Annotated in this window: 17 protein-coding genes; 16 read left to right on the top strand and 1 reads right to left on the bottom strand. The window is 62.6% G+C overall.

Translation table 11 applies throughout. The features are described from left to right. Nucleotides 1–171 precede the first annotated feature (171 nt). From tsf to RI518_RS01010, 8 genes are all read left to right on the top strand, one after another. Nucleotides 172–999, top strand: coding sequence for a translation elongation factor Ts (gene tsf, locus RI518_RS01045; RefSeq protein ID WP_310671512.1), 828 nt, complete (start codon nt 172–174; stop codon nt 997–999). Nucleotides 1,000–1,043: 44 nt separating this feature from the next. After that, complete coding sequence (gene pyrH, locus RI518_RS01040) at nt 1,044–1,766, top strand: UMP kinase (protein WP_310671513.1); 723 nt, start codon at nt 1,044–1,046, stop codon at nt 1,764–1,766. 57 nt (nt 1,767–1,823) lie between these two features. Then, nucleotides 1,824–2,378, top strand: coding sequence for a ribosome recycling factor (gene frr, locus RI518_RS01035; protein WP_310671514.1), 555 nt, complete (start codon nt 1,824–1,826; stop codon nt 2,376–2,378). Nucleotides 2,379–2,384: 6 nt separating this feature from the next. After that, nucleotides 2,385–3,341 (top strand): phosphatidate cytidylyltransferase, encoded by a 957-nt coding sequence (locus RI518_RS01030; protein WP_310671515.1) that lies wholly within the window; start codon nt 2,385–2,387, stop codon nt 3,339–3,341. An 87-nt stretch (nt 3,342–3,428) separates the two neighbouring features. Next, on the top strand, nt 3,429–3,974 hold the full coding sequence (locus tag RI518_RS01025; RefSeq protein ID WP_310671516.1) for a DivIVA domain-containing protein: 546 nt from the start codon (nt 3,429–3,431) through the stop codon (nt 3,972–3,974). A gap of 31 nt (nt 3,975–4,005) precedes the next feature. Further along, entirely contained in the window at nt 4,006–4,599 is a 594-nt protein-coding gene (locus RI518_RS01020) for a transglycosylase SLT domain-containing protein (RefSeq protein WP_310671517.1), read from the top strand. Between the two features lie 5 nt (nt 4,600–4,604). Then, nucleotides 4,605–4,892, top strand: coding sequence for a hypothetical protein (locus RI518_RS01015; protein ID WP_310671518.1), 288 nt, complete (start codon nt 4,605–4,607; stop codon nt 4,890–4,892). 9 nt (nt 4,893–4,901) lie between these two features. Further along, entirely contained in the window at nt 4,902–5,630 is a 729-nt protein-coding gene (locus RI518_RS01010; protein WP_310689152.1) for an alpha/beta hydrolase, read from the top strand. Between the two features lie 3 nt (nt 5,631–5,633). On the opposite strand, the gene RI518_RS01005 is transcribed toward RI518_RS01010, so the two are convergent. Further along, nucleotides 5,634–6,959 (bottom strand): hypothetical protein, encoded by a 1,326-nt coding sequence (locus RI518_RS01005; protein ID WP_310689151.1) that lies wholly within the window; start codon nt 6,957–6,959, stop codon nt 5,634–5,636. A gap of 130 nt (nt 6,960–7,089) precedes the next feature. On the opposite strand from RI518_RS01005, the gene RI518_RS01000 reads away from it, so the two are divergent. The 8 genes from RI518_RS01000 to RI518_RS00965 all read left to right on the top strand — a co-directional run bounded on the left by RI518_RS01000 (nt 7,090) and on the right by RI518_RS00965 (nt 17,767). Next, nucleotides 7,090–8,892 carry a hypothetical protein gene (locus RI518_RS01000; protein WP_310689150.1) on the top strand — a complete coding sequence of 601 codons (1,803 nt, stop codon included), beginning with the start codon at nt 7,090–7,092 and terminating at the stop codon, nt 8,890–8,892. 14 nt (nt 8,893–8,906) lie between these two features. Then, nucleotides 8,907–9,827, top strand: coding sequence for a tetratricopeptide repeat protein (locus RI518_RS00995; RefSeq protein ID WP_310671525.1), 921 nt, complete (start codon nt 8,907–8,909; stop codon nt 9,825–9,827). Between the two features lie 8 nt (nt 9,828–9,835). Then, nucleotides 9,836–11,038: a cysteine desulfurase family protein gene (locus RI518_RS00990; protein ID WP_310689149.1), complete on the top strand. Its 1,203-nt coding sequence runs from the start codon at nt 9,836–9,838 to the stop codon at nt 11,036–11,038. 22 nt (nt 11,039–11,060) lie between these two features. Next, on the top strand, nt 11,061–12,218 hold the full coding sequence (gene mnmA / locus RI518_RS00985; protein WP_310689148.1) for a tRNA 2-thiouridine(34) synthase MnmA: 1,158 nt from the start codon (nt 11,061–11,063) through the stop codon (nt 12,216–12,218). Further along, entirely contained in the window at nt 12,211–13,302 is a 1,092-nt protein-coding gene (gene dxr, locus RI518_RS00980) for a 1-deoxy-D-xylulose-5-phosphate reductoisomerase (protein ID WP_310671528.1), read from the top strand. The genes mnmA and dxr overlap by 8 nt, the downstream gene beginning before the upstream one ends. Nucleotides 13,303–13,345: 43 nt before the next feature. Then, entirely contained in the window at nt 13,346–14,716 is a 1,371-nt protein-coding gene (locus RI518_RS00975; RefSeq protein WP_310689147.1) for a M50 family metallopeptidase, read from the top strand. A gap of 114 nt (nt 14,717–14,830) precedes the next feature. Beyond that, the gene (ispG, locus tag RI518_RS00970) at nt 14,831–15,979 is read left to right on the top strand and encodes a flavodoxin-dependent (E)-4-hydroxy-3-methylbut-2-enyl-diphosphate synthase (RefSeq protein ID WP_310671530.1); all 1,149 of its coding nucleotides are present in this window, start codon (nt 14,831–14,833) and stop codon (nt 15,977–15,979) included. Nucleotides 15,980–15,997: 18 nt separating this feature from the next. Then, nucleotides 15,998–17,767, top strand: coding sequence for a proline--tRNA ligase (locus tag RI518_RS00965; RefSeq protein ID WP_310689146.1), 1,770 nt, complete (start codon nt 15,998–16,000; stop codon nt 17,765–17,767). Nucleotides 17,768–17,823: the final 56 nt, after the last annotated feature.

Below are 17,823 nucleotides of genomic sequence, written 5' to 3'. Positions count from 1 at the left end.
ACCCGCTGCGGAGAAGAAAGCCGCTGCGGAGAAGAAACCCGCTGCGGAGAAGAAACCCGCTGCGGAGAAGAAAGCCGCTGCGGAGAAGAAACCTGCCGCGGAGAAGAAGCCGGCGGCGAAGAAACCTGCCGCAAAGAAGACCGAGACCGAGAAGAAGTAGAGGAACCACGCATGGCGAATGTCTCCCTAGAAGACGTTAAAAAGCTCCGGGAGCTCCTGGGCACCGGGATGGTCGATACGAAAAACGCCCTGGTTGAAGCCGGTGGAGACCTCGAAAAAGCCACCGAGCTTCTTCGGCTGAAAGGCGCGAAAGGTAACGCGAAGCGTGCCGATCGCTCCACCAGTGAAGGTCTGGTCGCCGCGGGTGAGTCTGGCGGTAGTGCCTACCTGATTGAACTGGCCTGCGAGACCGACTTTGTCGCGAAAAACGAGAAATTCGTTGCCCTCGCTGACACGGTGCTCTCGGCAGTAATGGCCGCAGGAAGCACCGATGTCGAATCGGCGCAGAGCGCCCCCCTTGGCGACTCCACCATCGCGGAAACCATCGAGGGCGAAGCGGCCATCATCGGCGAAAAAGTTGAGCTGCGCCGGGTGGCGCACCTGGAAGCCGAAAAGTTCGCGATCTACCTGCACCGGACCAATAAAGATCTGCCCCCGCAGGTCGGCGTCGTTCTTGGCTACAGCGGTAGCGACGAGGACACCGCCCGAGGAATCGCTCAGCACATTTCCTTTGCCGATCCCCAGTATTTGACCCGCGACGAGGTCCCCGCTGACGCGGTGGAGAAGGAGCGCGCCGTGGTCGAAGAAATTAGTCGATCGGAGGGAAAGCCCGAAGCGGCACTGCCGAAAATCGTCGAGGGACGCCTCGGCTCCTTTTTCAAGCAGGTTTCCCTGATGGATCAGGATTACGCCCGGGACAACAAACTCTCGATTGCGCAGGTCGTCGAGCAGGCAGGACTGACAATCAACGGCTTCGCGCGCTTCCGGGTAGGGTCCTAACCGCGAAACAGCGCTGAGGCGCTAGCCTGCTAGGCGAGGCCTCGATGACGCAAGGAGGAGCGATGGGTTCACGGAGGCGCGTTTTACTCAAACTCTCCGGAGAGTCCTTCGGTGGTGGTGCGCTCGGTGTGAATCCCGACGTTGTCGCTCAAATTGCCAGGGAAATCGCGGAAGCCGCGACCGAAGTGGAAGTCGCCGTCGTGGTGGGCGGGGGAAACTTTTTCCGCGGCGCCGAACTGAGCCAGCGCGGTATGGACCGGCGCCGAGCGGACTACATGGGCATGTTGGGCACCGTGATGAATGCCCTCGCACTCCAAGACTTCCTCGAGCAGGCCGGAGCCCACGTGCGAGTGCAGTCGGCCATTTCGATGACCCAGGTGGCCGAGCCCTACATTCCGCTTCGGGCGGTGCGGCACATGGAAAAAGGGCGCGTGGTGGTGTTTGGCGCGGGGGCGGGTCTGCCCTACTTTTCCACCGACACCGTGGCGGCCCAGCGCGCGCTCGAGATCCTCGCCGACGAAGTGCTGGTCGCAAAGAATGGGGTCGATGGGGTCTATACCTCCGATCCGAAAACAGACCCCGATGCTCAGAAGTTTGACCAGTTGAGTTACCAGGAAGCGTTGGTGAAGGGGTTGAAGGTCGTCGATTCGACGGCGTTTAGCCTCTGCATGGACAACAGCATGCCGATGCTGGTTTTCGGCATGGAACCGGAGGGCAACGTCACTCGGGCGCTCCTGGGTGAGCGCATCGGCACCTTGGTGTCCTAGCGCGATACCCCGCCAGATGAGGCTCGCTAGACTCGAGGACAAGACCGGGAGGTTGCAATGATCGAAGATGTACTGTCCGAGGCTCGCGACAAAATGGATAAAGCCGTGGACGCCGTCCACACCGACTTTCAGAATGTGCGCACCGGGCGCGCCAATCCGGCGCTTTTTCAAAAAATCATGGTCGAGTACTACAACACTCCCACCCCCCTAGATCAGTTGGCGGGATTCCAGGTGCAAGAGGCCCGGACGATGCTCATTACCCCCTACGACAAGTCGGCAACCAAGGACATCGAAAAAGCCATCGTTGCGGCGCAACACCTGGATGCGACACCCCAAAATGACGGGGAGGTCATTCGTGTGACGATGCCTGAGCTCAACGAAGAGCGTCGCAAAGAGTACGTGAAACTCGCCCACCAGAAGGCCGAAGACGGCCGGGTGTCGGTGCGTGGAGTGCGGCGTAAAGCAAAAGACGATTTGGAAGCCCTCACGTCCGAAGTGGGTGAAGACGACGTCTTTCGCGCCGAAAAGGAACTCGAGGCGATGACCAAGGCCCACATCGACCATATCGATGAGGCGCTGAAGAGAAAAGAAGACGAACTCCTCGAAGTGTGACCTGCGGTGAACAGACAACCACGCCGCGACGAGCAGCCCTCCGAACCACCCGAGGAGCGCAGCTCCTTCGATCACGTCCTCGGTGGTGTTGAAGCTCAGTATCACGAGTGGGAACACCAGGTCCGCGAAGCAAACGACCGCATCGATCAAGCAGCGGGCCGCCCGCTATGGCAGGCCATCGCGGTCGGTTTAGTCTTTGGCGGGCTGTTTCTCGTCGCGCTTTTGGTTTCGCCGTTGCTGTTTGGTCTCTTCGCGGGGGTTCTTCTCGTCTTCGCTGTCGTGGAGTTGGTGGGGGCGATGCGCCTGGGCGGTGCGAGGCTGTCTCGGACCCTGCTGTCGTTGATTTCTCTTGCCATCCTTGCCGGAGCCTACTTTTTTGGCGGCGACGGGTTATTTACCGCCCTGTTTGCCGGAATTATTCTGGTGGCGCTCGGCCGATTGGTGTTGATGGTGCAACCCGGCGCCAGAGGGCTCGCGGCACGAGATATTCAACAGGGCTGGTTTGTCCTGATGTACCTGCCCTTCATGGGATCGGCGGCGGTCGCGCTGCGACTGAGTGAAGGCGGAACGTGGTGGATTTTCGCCGTGATGATCATTGTGGTGAGCGTGGACACTTCCGCCTATGCCGTCGGGCGCGCCCTCGGACGCCACAAGCTCGCTCCTGCGATTAGTCCAGGGAAAACCTGGGAGGGGCTCGCCGGCGCAACCCTCGCAGGATCGATCGCCGGAGTGGCGACCGGGGTGTGGATGATCGGGGTGGGGCCGTGGTGGGGCGTGATGATTGGCCTGGTCATTGTGATTACTGCCACGCTCGGTGACCTGCTGGAATCGTTTATCAAACGCGAGGTGGGGGTCAAGGACATGTCCAGCTTGCTGCCCGGACACGGGGGCATTCTCGACCGGCTGGATTCAGTCTTGCCCTCACTCGCCGTCGGTTACCTGCTCTACCAGTTCCTCGGCTGAGGACTCGCTTCGCCCGACAGGGGTGAAAAGGACGGTCATGGTGTGTGAATGCGGGCTGTAGGCCGCTCCAGAGAGCAGAATGGGGGAGTGGGTGAGCTGTTTCCGGATGCGCCAAAAGGCCAAGCGGGCTATGACAAAGCCGAGGTTCAGGATTTCTTAGACCGCGCCAAGCGCGCCTATGAGGGCAGTGATGAGGGCATCACCAGTTCCGATATTCGACAAAAGGTGTTTAGCACCACCCCCAAAGAAGGTTTTGACCCCCACGCGGTAGACCAGGCCCTGTGGCGGTTAGAGGAAGCATTTGCCTCCAGAGAGCGAGCCAGCGTGACAGAAGACACCGGAGAAGCCGGCTACTACAAGCGCATTCGCCAACAAGCCCAAGAGATTTTGGACCGTGTCGCCAGACCGCGCACCGAAAAGTTTCGCCGCGCGAAGCTTTTGCAACCGGGCTATCACCCCGCCGATGTCGACATTTTTTGTGATCGACTGGTGCGCTATTTCCAGGGTCAAGAGGCCGTGTCGGTGGCGACGGTGCGCAACCAGAAGTTTCGCACTCGCCTGGGAGGCTACGAAGAAAGCCAAGTCGACCGTGTCTTAGACGACACCGTTTCGGTCATTCTCGCCGTGCGTTAGTTTCTCACCACTCCCGGCTACACTAAAGCGAGTGTTTTCCGGGAATCTGGCCCGCGCCGCCAGTCACAGTGCGCCTCGACGCCTCGGTGCGCCGCGACGGGTGCTCTCCGTTCTCGCCCTCGGCAGTATCGCCGCCTTCCTCGCCTGGCCCCTGGTAAACCCGCACGTGGACCCCGCGAGTGCCTATTTACTCCACGGTGAGCAGTCGGCGGATGCCCAAGAATTTAGCGTCACCGGCGATGCCGGGCAGATTATTCGAGACGGATCGTGGAGTGTGACCCGCTCGGCCCGAGCGAGTGCGCCCGCCGTGGGAACACCAGATCCCGGCACGGCCCAAGCCATCGCTCGCGACTTAGTGACCGCCAGAGGCTGGGACGAGGGTGAATACCGCTGCCTGCACGCGCTCTGGATGAGAGAGTCTGGCTGGAACCACTTCGCCCAAAACCCGAGTAGCGGCGCGTACGGGATTCCCCAATCGCTTCCCGCGAGCAAGATGGCCAGTGCCGGCGACGATTGGGCGACAAACCCGGAGACCCAAATACGCTGGGGCCTGGGATACATCGAGGCCCGCTATAACACCCCGTGTGCGGCGTGGGGCCACTCCGAAGAAAAGAACTGGTACTAGCCAGCATGCCCCGCCGTCACCGTCGCGACCGGGATCAGGACGCCGAAGCACTCGATATCGAGCGGCTTCGCACCGGCATCCGCCGGGTCGAGACGAAACGGGGAAAGCGCTACGTTGTCCAGCCCATCAGTGAACACAATGCGCTGAAGGACTACCGCTGCCCCGGCTGTAACCACATCATTCCCCCCGGACAGGCCCACCTGGTCTCCTGGGAAGACGAATCTTTGCTCGGATCGAATCGAGCCGTGGAGGAAAGACGCCACTGGCACAACCACTGTTGGCGAATTGCGTAACCAATGGCCGTGATTCGAAGCTCCAGCGTGTTGCCCGCGAGGCGATCCGACGTGTCGTTTCAGACCTCTGATGGCTTGCGCCTGGTCGGTGAGCTCGCCCTCCCGCTCAGTGGTGCCCCGGTCGCGACCCTGCTGTGGTGCCACCCGTTGCCCACCGCCGGGGGCTACATGGACTCACACGTGATCCGAAAGGCCGCTAACCGACTCCCCGCGATGGCCAATATTGCCGTCTTGAGGTTCAACTTCCGCGGGGTGTCCTCACCCAGAGGCCTCTCCGAGGGCAGCTTTGGTGAGGGCGAACAGGAGGGCCTCGACCTCGACGCTGCCCTCCGGTTTCTCGACGGTGAGGGGCTTAGCTCCCCCTGGCTCGTGGGCTGGTCATTTGGAACCGAAGTCATCCTCAAACACGCCCTCGATAGTGGCTACCCCTTCAGCGGTGCCTTGTTACTCTCTCCGCCCCTACACCGCGCGAGCGACGCCGACCTTGCCCGCTGGGTGGGCCGGCCAGAGCCGGTCGTAGCGCTCGTTCCCGAACACGACGATTTTCTCCAACCCGCCGAAGCGAGTCGCCGCTTTGCCACCATCCCGCACGCCCGAGTGATCGCCGCCGAAGGGGCAAAGCACCTCTTTGTGGGCGAAAAATACACCCACCTGGCACTCAGTGAAATTGTCGCTCAGGTCGCCCCCGAAGCCTTGCCGCTTCCCACAGAGTGGCCCGAGGACGAGCTCGAGGGCTAGGCCTTATTTGTCGGTCGACTCTGACTTGGACTTGGGCTTGGACTTGGACTTGGACTGGGACTGGGACTGGGACTGTGCGTCCTGTGCATCCTGTGCGGCTGTGTCGACGACCTGCACCACGCTTCGAAGCGATTCAATGTAGCTCGCGATCGTGTCTTTTTCGACTCGAAGGGCGGCCACGCGCTTTTCTGACTCGGCGACTTTTTTACTCGCTTCGCCGGTCGCGGCGTCGATGATTTCTTTCGCCTCGGCTTCGGCCTTCGCGACCATTTCGCGCGCTTCGGCCTGTGCTTCGTCGCGTCCGGCCTCATTCAACTGGGCGATCGAATCCGCGACCTTCTGGTGCTCCTCGCGCAGCGAGGCCAGTTGGGAGGTGAGCTCTTCGCGCTGCGTGGTGGCTTCCGCGAGGAAGCGGTCGTTGAGTTCGACGGCCTTCTGGTGCGCATCGAGAAGTTCGCGTTCGCTCTCGGCCCGCCGGGCTTTGAGCTCCAAGTCCAAGTCGGAGCGAGCCTGGGACGCCACCAGCGCCAGAGCCTCCGCCTGCTTCTCGTTATCGTGTTGAAGTTTCGCGTGGGTCGCCGCGACCTCTTGCTCCATTTGCGTTTTCGCTAACGCCGCCTCTTCCTGAATTTTCTTGAGCGTCAACTCGTGGGTGGCGCGCTCCACTTCGATCTCTTTTTGCAATGCCGCCGCGTCACTTCTCGCTTTTCCGATTTCGCGCTCAGCCACACTGCGCTGCTCGGCGATGGCCCGCTCGGCTTCCGCGCGGAGCGATTCGGATTCGCGTTTGGCAGAGGCCCGGAGCTTCGCCGTTTCGGTCGAGACCGCGCCGCGAATAGACGCGGCTTCTTCAATGGCCTCGGTGCGCACACGCTCGGCTTCAGCATTGGCCTCGGCGAGGAGTTTCTCGGCGTGTTCTTCAGCAGATTCCCGGCTGGCTTTGGCGGTGGCTTCGGCCTCGGAGACGATCCTGCGGGCTTCCTTCGACGCGGCTTCGAGGGTGGCTTCTGCCTGTGCTCGGGCGTCTTCGGTGACGCGGTCGGCGTCGATATCGGCCTGGGAAATGATGCGCGTGGACTGCTCTTCGGCAATGCGCAGGACGGCTTCCAGGCGACCACCGAGGCCCGTGTAGCTGGGTGTTTGGCTTTCGTTTTGGTTGTTTCGAAACTGCTCGAGTTCGTTGCGCGCTGCGGTGAGGTCCTCCAGTGCTTGCGCGCGATCCTTCGCCGCCTGCATCAACTCAGTTCGAAGCTCCGAGAGGGCAGCTTCCACGTCGGCGCGGCGATAGCCGCGCAGTTCGGTGGGGAACTCTCCTTGGTCGATACTCACCGCACTCTCCTCGTGTCGTCTCGGGTGTCACAGAGTCTAGTTGGGGCACTCGCGGGGTCTTCCCAGATGGTGGGTTACCCTGGATGGTTGACCCAGGCAGACTCGTGGCCATCCGGGAAAGGAGTGCGCCGTGCGATTGGTATCGGCCATTCTCATTCTCCTCACCTCGATTATGACCCTCGGTGCGGGCATCGCCCTTCAAACCGTGTGGGCGGGGCCCGAGAGCATCGTGAAATCGGTGCAACTTGACCACACAGCCCCCGCGGTATTGATCGACGGGGAGACGTTGACCGCCTATCCGGGGCGCCAAACCATCACCGCTGTGGACGACCAGGGCGACCCGGAAGCGGGGGTGGTCCTTGTCTATGGCCGCACCACCGACGTGCTCGCCTGGGTGACCCCCGCGCGTTTCACGGCCGTGCGCCACAACGACGAAACCGGCGAGTTGTATGCGGTGCCCCGCCTGGGAGAAGATTCCACCGTCCCCAACCCCCTCGGTTCTGACCTCTGGCTGGAGCAATACCGCGAAACCGACGCGGTGCGCACCTCGCTGACCGCCCACTCGGGCATCACCGTGGCAATCTTTGCCGACGGTGAACGCGCCGCCCCCGAATCCATTCAGATTTCCTGGCCGTTAGACAACGTCTCGCCGCTGTCTGGAGTGCTGGTCGCCCTCGGTATCGTCGCCATGGCGATCGGTTTTGTGGTCCTGGGCCTGGCCCTGACCGATGTGCGAAGGCGCCGCGGTCCGCGACGCAAAATCTCGGTCGCCCCAAAACGCCGCGCCCCGAGGCGCGGCCCCTATGGCTCCAGGAGAGGCGCGACCGGCTCCGCGAGGGCCAGGCGGATGACTCGCAGCATCGCGACCATTCCGCTGTTGGGTATTGCCTTGGCGGGAGGTTGTGTGGCGCCAGAGTCCGGTCAAAACGGTGCAGACACCCCGGGCTCCGCCCTGGACGCTGTGGAGATCAACGGCGAGGGTGCCGCGGAGGGGGAGGCAGACGAGGACCAGGCAGGGCCCTACCCCGCGGTCACCACCGCCCAGTTCGAGCGCATCATGGCCCGGGTCGCCAACGACGTCACACTGGCCGACCAGGAGTTGGATGCGCAGTTACTGACACCGCGGTTGGCTGAGCCCAGTCTCAGCCACCGCAGCAGTCAATACCGGCTTCGCTCATGGGACGAAGAGCTGGGGCAACTGGTGGGTATTCCCGCCGAGCCCATTCGGTTACTGGTGCCCCAGCAAACGGATAGTTGGCCGCGCACCGTCGTCGCCGTCGTACAGGATGGCGCCGAAATCAATGCCCCCACCCTGGCGGTGGTCCTGCGCCAACAGACTCCTCGCGAGAACTACCAGTTGGCCTATTCGACTCTGCTGGCGCCCGACGCGACACTGCCTGCCGTTCCCCCCGCCGATGTGGGAAGCCCGCGGTTAGCGCGTGATTCAAAACTGGTCTCGCTCAGTCCAGAAGAAACCGTGTCGCTGTATGGAGACGTGCTGCGCCGAGGCCCCGACTCGAGGGCGTGGCTCGAATTCGACACCCTCACCGATGACCTCTACGCCCTGGTGGGGCCGGACGGCCGCCAGCTGAGGCGGGAATCGTTGGGCTCTGGTTTGGAACTGAGCGCCGAGATTGTGCCCACGGACTATCCCATTGTGGCCCTCGCCACGGCCGATAGTGGCGCTCTGGTCTTTGGCACGCTGCAGGAAACCGAACAGGTGCGCCCGCTCGAGGATGGTGCGACGATTAATGCGACGCCGTCGGTTCGTGCCCTGACCGACCTGCCCTCCTCCGCGGACGGCTTTGTGGCGCGCTACGAGATGCAAATAGTCTGGTACGTACCACCCATTGGCTCCGAGGAGCGGGCGCGGGTTGTCGGCTACGGCTACCTGCTGGTGGATGCCGATGAGCTCGAACCCATTGAGGAATAACCGGAGGACAGCGCATGAGTAATCCCCCACTGCCAGGAAATTTTGCCGGAGCGATGGACCTCTCGGCGCTGGTCAACCGCGCCAAGCAGGACCAGGCTCCGGCCCAGCCCGCGGCGCCAGGCGCGTCGGCCTACGTGCGCGATATCAACGAATCAGAGATGGCTCAGATCGTTGAACTCTCCAATACGGTGCCCGTCATTCTCGAAATCTACGGTCAGGGCGTGACCCCGCAGATGGGTGGCCTGATCGAGAAATATCAGGGCAAACTCGTCCTCGCCACCCTCAACGCCGACCAGGCACCACAGCTGGTACAAGCCCTGCAAATCCAGGGGGTCCCCACCGTGTTCGCCGTCATCCAGGGCCGACCGGCACCGCTGTTTCAAGGCCAGGCCTCGGAAGCAGAAATCACTCCGGTACTCGATGAGGTCTTGAAAGTCGCGGGTCAAGCGGGAGTGACCGGTGTCGCTCCGGCGGGTGAGCAGGCCCAACCCGACGCCGCCGAAGAGCCGGAACAGCCGCCGCTCTCGCCCGAACACCAACGCGCGTTTGATGCACTGAGCGCGAACGACTGGGACGGCGCCGAAGCGGCCTACCGCGAGGCGCTCGCCAAAGCCCCCGCCGATTCGGACGCCGTCGCGGGTCTCGCCCAGGTGGGCTTACTCAAACGCCTCGGCTCTCAGTCGGCCGACGCCATTCGCGAGGGTGCCGCCCGCGAGCCCGAGAACCTCGCCGCGCAACTACTCGTCGCCGACCTCGACGTGTCGGGCGGTCACCTCGACGACGCGTGTGGACGGCTTCTTGGGATTTTTGCCGGCGCGGACCCGGAGGCGCGAGAAGTGCTCCGCGAGCGCCTGCTGGACTATTTCGCCATCGCCGGTCCCACTCACCCGTCGGTTGTCGCTGCGCGTCAGCGGTTAACCTCGCTGCTCTACTGAGGCCCGCAGTGAGCGTGTATTTAGACCACGCGGCCACCACGCCGATGCCCGCCGAGATTCGCGATACCTACGCGCAGGCCCTCGCCAGGGTGGGAAACCCCTCATCGATTCACCAGGCCGGCCAAGACGCCAGAGCGCACCTGGAATCCGCTCGCGCCGAGATTGCCGGGCTACTGGGACTCGACCCGATGGAACTGATTTTCACCTCCGGGGGGACCGAATCGACCAACACCTGGATTAAAGGTCGCACCTTCGCGATGCGCCAAGCAGGCGTCGACACCCCGGTGTGGATCTCGACCGCGGCAGAACACCACGCCACCCTCGATGCGCTGCAGTGGTTGGAAACCCACGGCCTTGCCCGCACCCACTGGGTCGATGTCGATCGCTGGGGCGTGTGTGATCTGGGCTCACTGGAGGCGGCACTGGATGCCTACCCCGCGGCCGATATTGCCGGGGTGACCACGCTGGTCGGCAACAACGAGGTGGGCAGTATTCAACCGGTGGAACACATCGCCGCGCTCGCGGCCAGCCGGGGCGTGTCGGTGCATTTAGACGCCATTCAAGCTTTTGGCCACCGTGAGCTTCCGCTTCGCCAGTGGGGGGTCCACGCGGTGAGCCTCTCAGCCCACAAAATCGGTGGCCCGGTGGGTATTGGTGGCCTGGTGGTCACACGCAACGCCCCCGCCATCGAAGGCCTGCACCACGGCGGGGGTCAACAGCTGCACCGCTCGGGAACACTCGATGCGGCCGGCGCGGTGGCTTTTGCCCGCGCCGCCCAGTTCGCCGAGTCGACCAGAGTGCAGCGCGAGGCACGACTCGCCGAGCTTTCTGTTCGCCTGCGCGACGGCCTCGTGGCCACAGCAGACGGCGTTCACCCGAGCGGCCACCCCACCGAGCGCTTGGACCACATCGTGCACGTCACCGTAGAGGGTGTCGAGGGGGATGTCTTGCTGTATTTGCTCGACGCTCAGGGTATCCGCGTGTCCACCGGTTCTGCCTGCCAGGCGGGTGTGCCGGAGCCCTCCCACGTGTTGCTCGCCATGGGCTTTTCGGAGGACGCCGCGCGCGGAGCGCTTCGTTTCAGCGTGGGCTTTGAGACCACCGAGGCGGAAATTGACCGAGTGCTCGAGATCTTTGCCGACGTGGTCTCCTCGGCGCGCGAGGCCGGCATGGCCGGTAGCGCGGGATCGATTGGAGCCCTCGCACAGTGAGCCACTGCCTACACTGGTGGTCATGAAAGTTCTTGCAGCCATGAGTGGTGGGGTCGATAGTGCCGTGGCGGCTGCTCGCGCGGTCGATGAGGGACACGACGTCGTCGGGGTGCACCTGGCGCTTTCTCGGATGCCCGGAACCCTGCGGACCGGCTCGCGTGGCTGCTGCACCATCGAAGATTCGATGGACGCGAGGCGGGTCGCCGGCCAGTTGGGTATTCCCTTCTACGTCTGGGACTTTTCGGACCGGTTTAAGGCCGACGTTGTCGATAATTTCATTGAGGAGTACCGGGAGGGGCGCACCCCCAACCCGTGTTTGCGCTGCAACGAGAAGATCAAGTTCGAGGCCGTGTTGGATCGCGCGATGGCGCTCGGCTTCGACAAGGTCGTGACCGGCCACTACGCAGAGGTGCACATCGACGACGACGGTAATCCGCAGCTGCACCGCTCGGCGGAGTGGGCCAAAGACCAGTCCTACGTGTTGGGGGTGTTGACCACCGAGCAGGTGCGACACTGCTATTTCCCCCTCGGCCAGACCCCCTCGAAAGATGAGGTCCGGGCAGAAGCCGACCGGCGCGGTTTTAGCGTGGCGAGCAAACCCGACAGTCACGACATTTGTTTCATCCCCGACGGCGATACCCAAGGGTTCTTGGACGACAAATTGGGCGTTGAACCGGGAGAAATCGTCGACCGCGACGGCGCGGTGGTCGGATCCCACGAAGGCACCCACCGCTACACCGTGGGGCAGCGAAAGGGCCTCCAGATCGGCTACCCCGCCGAAGACGGTAAACCCCGCTACGTGTTGGACATCCGACCGGTGAGCAAGGAAGTTGTTGTCGGGCCGAAAGAAGCCCTCGACACCATCGAGCTCTCGGGTAGTCGGATCAGTTTTGCGGGCATCGACCCGGTGGCCTCCGGCTTGTCCCGCGGTCTCTATGACGCGGGTGTGCTGGTCTCCTGCGAGCCTTTCGGCTGCGAAGTGCAGGTCCGCGCCCACGGCGATAGCTACCCGGCGACGGCGTGGATTGACGCGGGCCACCTGCGGGTGCGCGTTGTCGACCCCATTTCGGGGGTGGCCCCCGGCCAATCCGCCGTGTTGTATGTCGGCACTCGGGTACTCGGTCAAGTGACCATCGACCACACGGTCTCGGCGGATCAGGAATCCCTCAGCCGTGCGTAGAGTCCTCATCTTGGGCTCGACCGGGTCGATTGGGACCCAAGCGATTGATATCGCCACCAGCCACCCCGATCGGTTTCGGGTGGTGGGCCTCTCGGCAGGGTCCAATGTCGAAATGCTCGCGGGCCAAGCCCGCGAGCTGGGGTTAGATGAATCGGCGACCGCGCTCGGTGCCGAGGGTGCTTCTGAGCTGATCAGGCGACTGGAGCCGGATGTGGTACTCAACGCCATCACCGGTTCGGTGGGCTTGGGGCCCACCCTGGAGGCCTTGGATTCGGGTGCGGTGTTGGCCCTTGCCAATAAGGAGAGTTTGATTGTCGGGGGCGAATTGGTCACCTCGAGGGCCGCAGAGGGCCAAATTGTCCCGGTCGATTCTGAACACTCCGCCTTAGCCCAAGCCCTGATGGCGGGCAGGCCAGCGGAGGTTGCCCGTCTGATCGTCACCGCCAGCGGCGGGCCTTTTCGCGGCAAGAGTGCCGAAGAGTTACACGCCGTGTCGCCCCGCGATGCGCTGGCTCACCCCACCTGGAAGATGGGCCGGGTGATCACCACCAATTCGGCCACGCTGGTCAACAAAGGCCTGGAAGTCATCGAAGCCCACCTGCTCTTCGGCATTGGGTTTGACCAGATTGAGGTCAGTGTTCACCCGCAGTCCATTGTCCACTCCCTGGTGGAGTTCATTGACGGCTCGACAATTGCCCAGTGCTCGCCGCCGGATATGCGACTGCCCATTGCCTTGGCGTTGGAGTGGCCGAGGCGAGTACCGGGCGCGGTAGCTGGCTTGGATTGGTCTGCTGCGCACACCTGGAGTTTTGAACCACTAGACGACGAGGTCTTTCCTGCCGTGTCGATGGCCAAACAGGCGGGAGCCCAGGGGGCGACCTTCCCCGCCGTGTTCAACGCCGCAAACGAACAAGCAGTCGACGCCTTCCACGAGGGACACCTCAGTTTCCCCGGCATCACCGAAGTCATCGCTCAGGTACTCGGCGAACACCAGCCGGAGGAGATGACCCTGGAGGGTGTTTACCAGGCGGAGGGGTGGGCGAGAACACGCGCTGATGAGGTGATTGCCGCGCGTCGCTCCTGAGGCCCTCCCGAGCATTCTCAGTGGTGGGGATTATGGTTACGGCGTGGAGTCAACCATTTGGTTTATTGTCGGAGTGCTCGCCCTCATCGTGGGTTTGGGCATCTCCATTGGCCTGCACGAGTGGGGTCACTTCTATCCCGCGAAGCGCTTTGGCGTCGGAATCACCAAATTCATGGTCGGTTTTGGCCCCACGCTGTGGTCGAAAAAACCCGGAGAGACCGAATTTGGCATTAAAGCCATCCCCCTCGGCGGGTATGTCGCGATGCACGGGATGTTTGCCCCCAGCGAAAGAGGGCCCAATGAAAAAGGGCCCAACGAAAAAGGGCCCAGCGAAAACCGGCCCAGCGAAAGCGCACGCAGACGCGGCGGTGCCGGCACCGATTTTGCCGGCTTAGACGATCACGACGGACCCGACGAGTTCGATGATTCGCGCAGTTTTTACCGGCTGAGTGTGTTTCGCCGCATCGTCATCATGCTGGGCGGACCGGTGATGAACCTCCTCATCGCGGCCGTGTTGTATGCGGTGCTGCTGATGGGGTTTGGGGTCGTTCAACCGAGCCTCACCGTGGGTTCGGTCTCGCAGTGTGTGCTCCCGGCGACTGAAACACGCACCGACTGTCGCCCGGGTGACCCCGCGGCACCGGGAAATCAGGCCGGTATGGAGCCAGGGGACGTCATTCTCGCCGTCGATGGTCAAGACGTGGACAGCTGGTTGGTGCTGACCGAGATTATTCGAGACCACCCCGGTGACACCCTCTCACTGACAATCGATCGAGAGGGCACTACCCGCGACATTCGGGTGACACCTTTGCTCACGGAGCGCTTCGCGATGGACTCGAGGGGCCAAGTGGACGTGGACGCTAATGGCGACCCCGTCGTCGAGGCCGTCGGATTCGTGGGAATCGGTGCCGCGTTAGAAACTGCGCGCCAACCCGTCACTCAAGTACCCGTCGCCATTTGGGACAACGTGGAGGGCGTCACCCGGGTGATCGTCACCCTGCCCCAGCGGATGGTGCAGGTCTCCCAGGCGGCGTTTGGGGAGGACGAGCGAGACCCCAATGGCCCCATCAGTGTGGTGGGCGTGGGTCGCATCGCCGGCGAGATTGCCTCGATCGATGACATTGAAAACCACGACCGAATCGCGGGCTTTATTGGCCTGTTGGCCTCACTCAACATCGCGCTGTTTGTGTTCAACCTGATTCCGCTGTTGCCTCTCGATGGCGGTCACGTCGCCGTTGCCCTCATCGATGGAATTCGTCGCAAAGCGGCGTCCATTCGCGGCTCGCCTCCTCCGAATCCGACAAACCCACAAAAACTGATGCCGCTCACCCTGGTGGTGGTCGCCGCACTGATCAGCATGAGTGTGCTGTTGATGTATGCCGATATCGTCAACCCGATCAGTCTGATTCAGTAGCGCCCCCTCGCGCGGGCACCGGCGGTTGCCCGAGATTACCCAGCCGCACTTCACCGCGCTTCGCTAACATGGTCTCGCCGGCGATGCCGGGACGATCGCAAAAGAGGAGACGCTGTGCCCGCTGTAAACCTGGGAATGCCAAAAGTTGCCGAAACCCTGGCGCCTCGTCGACAGACCCGCCAGATCAAGGTCGGCAAACTCCTCGTCGGCGGCGATGCACCGGTGAGCGTGCAGTCGATGACGACCACCCAGACCACGGACATCAACGGAACCCTCCAGCAAATTGCGGAATTGACCGCCACGGGCTGTGACGTCGTCCGCGTCGCCGTGCCCACCCAAGACGACGCAAACGTGTTGAATGTCATCGCGAAGAAGAGCCAAATTCCTGTCATTGCCGACATTCACTTCCAACCGAAATATGTTTTCGCCGCCATCGATGCCGGTTGCGGGGCTGTGCGGGTAAACCCGGGAAACATCAAGAAGTTCGATGACCGAGTGGGTGAGATTGCCAAAGCCGCGAAAGATGCGGGCGTGAGTCTGCGAATCGGTGTCAATGCCGGTTCACTCGACCCGCGACTGTTGGAGAAGTACGGTAAGCCCACCGCCGAGGCGCTCGTGGAGAGCGCCGTGTGGGAGGCGAGCCTTTTTGAAGAGCACGACTTCCACGACTTCAAAATTTCGGTCAAACACAACGACCCCGTCGTGATGGTGAAGGCCTATCGGATGCTCGCTGAGCGCGGTGACTGGCCGCTCCACCTCGGCGTGACCGAGGCGGGCCCCGCCTTCCAGGGCACCATCAAATCGTCGGTGGCGTTTGGCACGCTGCTCTCTGAGGGTATTGGTGACACGATTCGGGTGTCGCTGTCTGCCCCGCCGGCCGAGGAAGTCAAAGTGGGTTTGAAGATTCTCGAGAGTTTGAACCTGCGGGAGCGAAAGCTCGAAATCGTCTCCTGCCCCAGTTGCGGGAGGGCCCAGGTGGATGTCTACACGCTGGCCGACTCCGTGACGAAAGGGCTCGAGGGGATGACGGTGCCGCTTCGCGTCGCGGTCATGGGCTGTGTGGTCAACGGCCCCGGCGAAGCCCGCGAAGCGGACCTCGGAGTGGCCAGTGGAAACGGTAAAGGCCAAATTTTTGTCAAGGGCGAGGTCATCAAAACCGTGCCGGAAGCAGAAATTGTGCAGACGCTGATCGAAGAGGCCAACCGCTTGGCGGCCGAGATGCCCGATGTGGCCTCGGGAGAACCAGAAGTCATCACCGGCTAGTGCCGGTAGTCTGACACGGTGCTCGAAAGACTCAGTCACCTTTTTGTTCGGACCCTCCGGGAAGACCCCGCCGACGCCGAAGTAGCCAGCCATAAATGGCTGGTGCGCGCCGGTTATATTCGCCGACAGGCCCCGGGTGTGTTCGCGTGGTTACCCCTGGGTCTTCGGGTTCGACAGAAAATCGAAGCCATCATTCACGAAGAAATGCGCCTAGCTGGGGCCCAGCAGGTGCATTTTCCCGCCCTGTTACCCCGCGAACCCTACGAGGCGACCGGTCGGTGGGAAGAGTACGGGCCGAATATTTTCCGCCTGCGTGATCGCCGGGATGCGGACTACCTGCTCGCCCCCACCCACGAAGAAGTGTTCACCCTCACGGTCAAAGACCTCTACTCCAGTTATAAAGACCTCCCGCTGACGATTTATCAAATTCAAGACAAATACCGCGATGAGGCACGACCCCGCGCGGGTCTGCTGCGCGGCCGCGAATTTTCGATGAAGGATGCCTACTCGTTCGACTACACCGACGAGGGCCTGGAGATGAGCTATCAGGCTCAGCGGGATGCCTACGAGCGCATTTTTCAGCGCTTAGGCCTCGACTACGTGATCGTCCGCGCCGACGCTGGTGCGATGGGAGGCTCGAAGTCGGAAGAGTTCCTCCACCCCATCGCTGTGGGCGAAGACACGTTCGTGCGAAACGACGCCGGCTATGCGGCGAACGTGGAGGCGTTTCGAGTCGCGCCACCAGAGCCCCTGCCGTTGCAGGGGATACCCGAGGCCGAAATCCACGACTCTCCGGATACCCCCACCATTGACACGCTGGTGGCACTGGCCAATCGCGATGTTCCCCGAGACGATCGACCGTGGGAGGCCGCGGATACGCTGAAAAACGTTGTACTGGCGCTGGTCGATTCGGAGAAAAACCGCGAACTGGTCGTGGTGGGAATCCCGGGTGATCGCGAAGTGGACATGAAACGCGCCGAGGCCTGGTTTGGTCCCCGCGATGTGGAACCCGCCACCGAAGCCGATTTTGCCGCGCATCCCGCACTCGTGAAGGGCTACATCGGACCCTGGTCGGCGAAAGGCCCGGTGTTGGGACTGGAGAGCACGAGCGGCATCGCCTACTACCTGGATCCACGAGTCGTGCCGGGAACCGCGTGGGTCACGGGAGCAAACCTCGATGAAAAACACGTCTTTTACCTGGTGGCGGGACGCGATTTCCACGCCGATGGTCCCGCCGATATCGCCAACGTGCGAGACGGCGATGAGGCACCCGATGGTTCGGGAGCGGTCAATACGGCCCGCGGGATGGAAATTGGCCACGTCTTCCAGTTGGGGCGCAAATACGCAGAAGCCCTGGGTTTGCAGGTGCTCGATGAGCATGGCTCCCTGGTGACGGTGACCATGGGTTCCTACGGCATCGGGGTGACCAGAATTTTGGCCATCATCGCCGAAGGGCACCACGACGATAAAGGTCTGGTGTGGCCGGCGGCCGTTGCCCCCTACGACATTCACGTCATCCAGGCCGGTAAGGACGAGCAGGTCGCCGCCGTGGCCGAGCAGTTGGCGGGCGACCTCGTCGCAGCCGGTAAAGATGTCCTCCTCGACGACCGCGCAAAGCTCTCACCCGGGGTGAAATTTGCCGACGCCGAAGTCATTGGCATCCCGCAGATCGTGATCGTCGGTCGGGGAGTGGCCGACGGGATGGTCGAGCTGTGGGATCGCGCGACGAATGAGCGGCGTGACGTGGCGATTGCGCAGGTCGTCCCCGCCCTCGCCGCGGCGGTCTGACCCCACAAACCTGGCGCGCGCACAGACGCTGGGGCTAAGCTGTGTCGACCGGTGAG

Source organism: Pontimonas sp., assembly GCF_031581085.1.
In the GTDB taxonomy this organism is placed as follows: Bacteria; Actinomycetota; Actinomycetes; order Actinomycetales; family Microbacteriaceae; genus Pontimonas.
This window is presented reverse-complemented; position numbering and strand designations above follow the sequence as displayed.

Excerpts from the sequence above, each read along its gene's own strand:
- tsf (WP_310671512.1), top strand. The coding sequence starts at position 172 with ATGGCGAATGTCTCCCTAGAAGACGTTAAAAAGCTCCGGGAGCTCCTG.
- pyrH (WP_310671513.1), top strand. The coding sequence starts at position 1,044 with ATGACGCAAGGAGGAGCGATGGGTTCACGGAGGCGCGTTTTACTCAAA.
- frr (WP_310671514.1), top strand. The coding sequence starts at position 1,824 with ATGATCGAAGATGTACTGTCCGAGGCTCGCGACAAAATGGATAAAGCC.
- RI518_RS01015 (WP_310671518.1), top strand. The coding sequence starts at position 4,605 with ATGCCCCGCCGTCACCGTCGCGACCGGGATCAGGACGCCGAAGCACTC.
- RI518_RS00995 (WP_310671525.1), top strand. The coding sequence starts at position 8,907 with ATGAGTAATCCCCCACTGCCAGGAAATTTTGCCGGAGCGATGGACCTC.
- mnmA (WP_310689148.1), top strand. The coding sequence starts at position 11,061 with ATGAAAGTTCTTGCAGCCATGAGTGGTGGGGTCGATAGTGCCGTGGCG.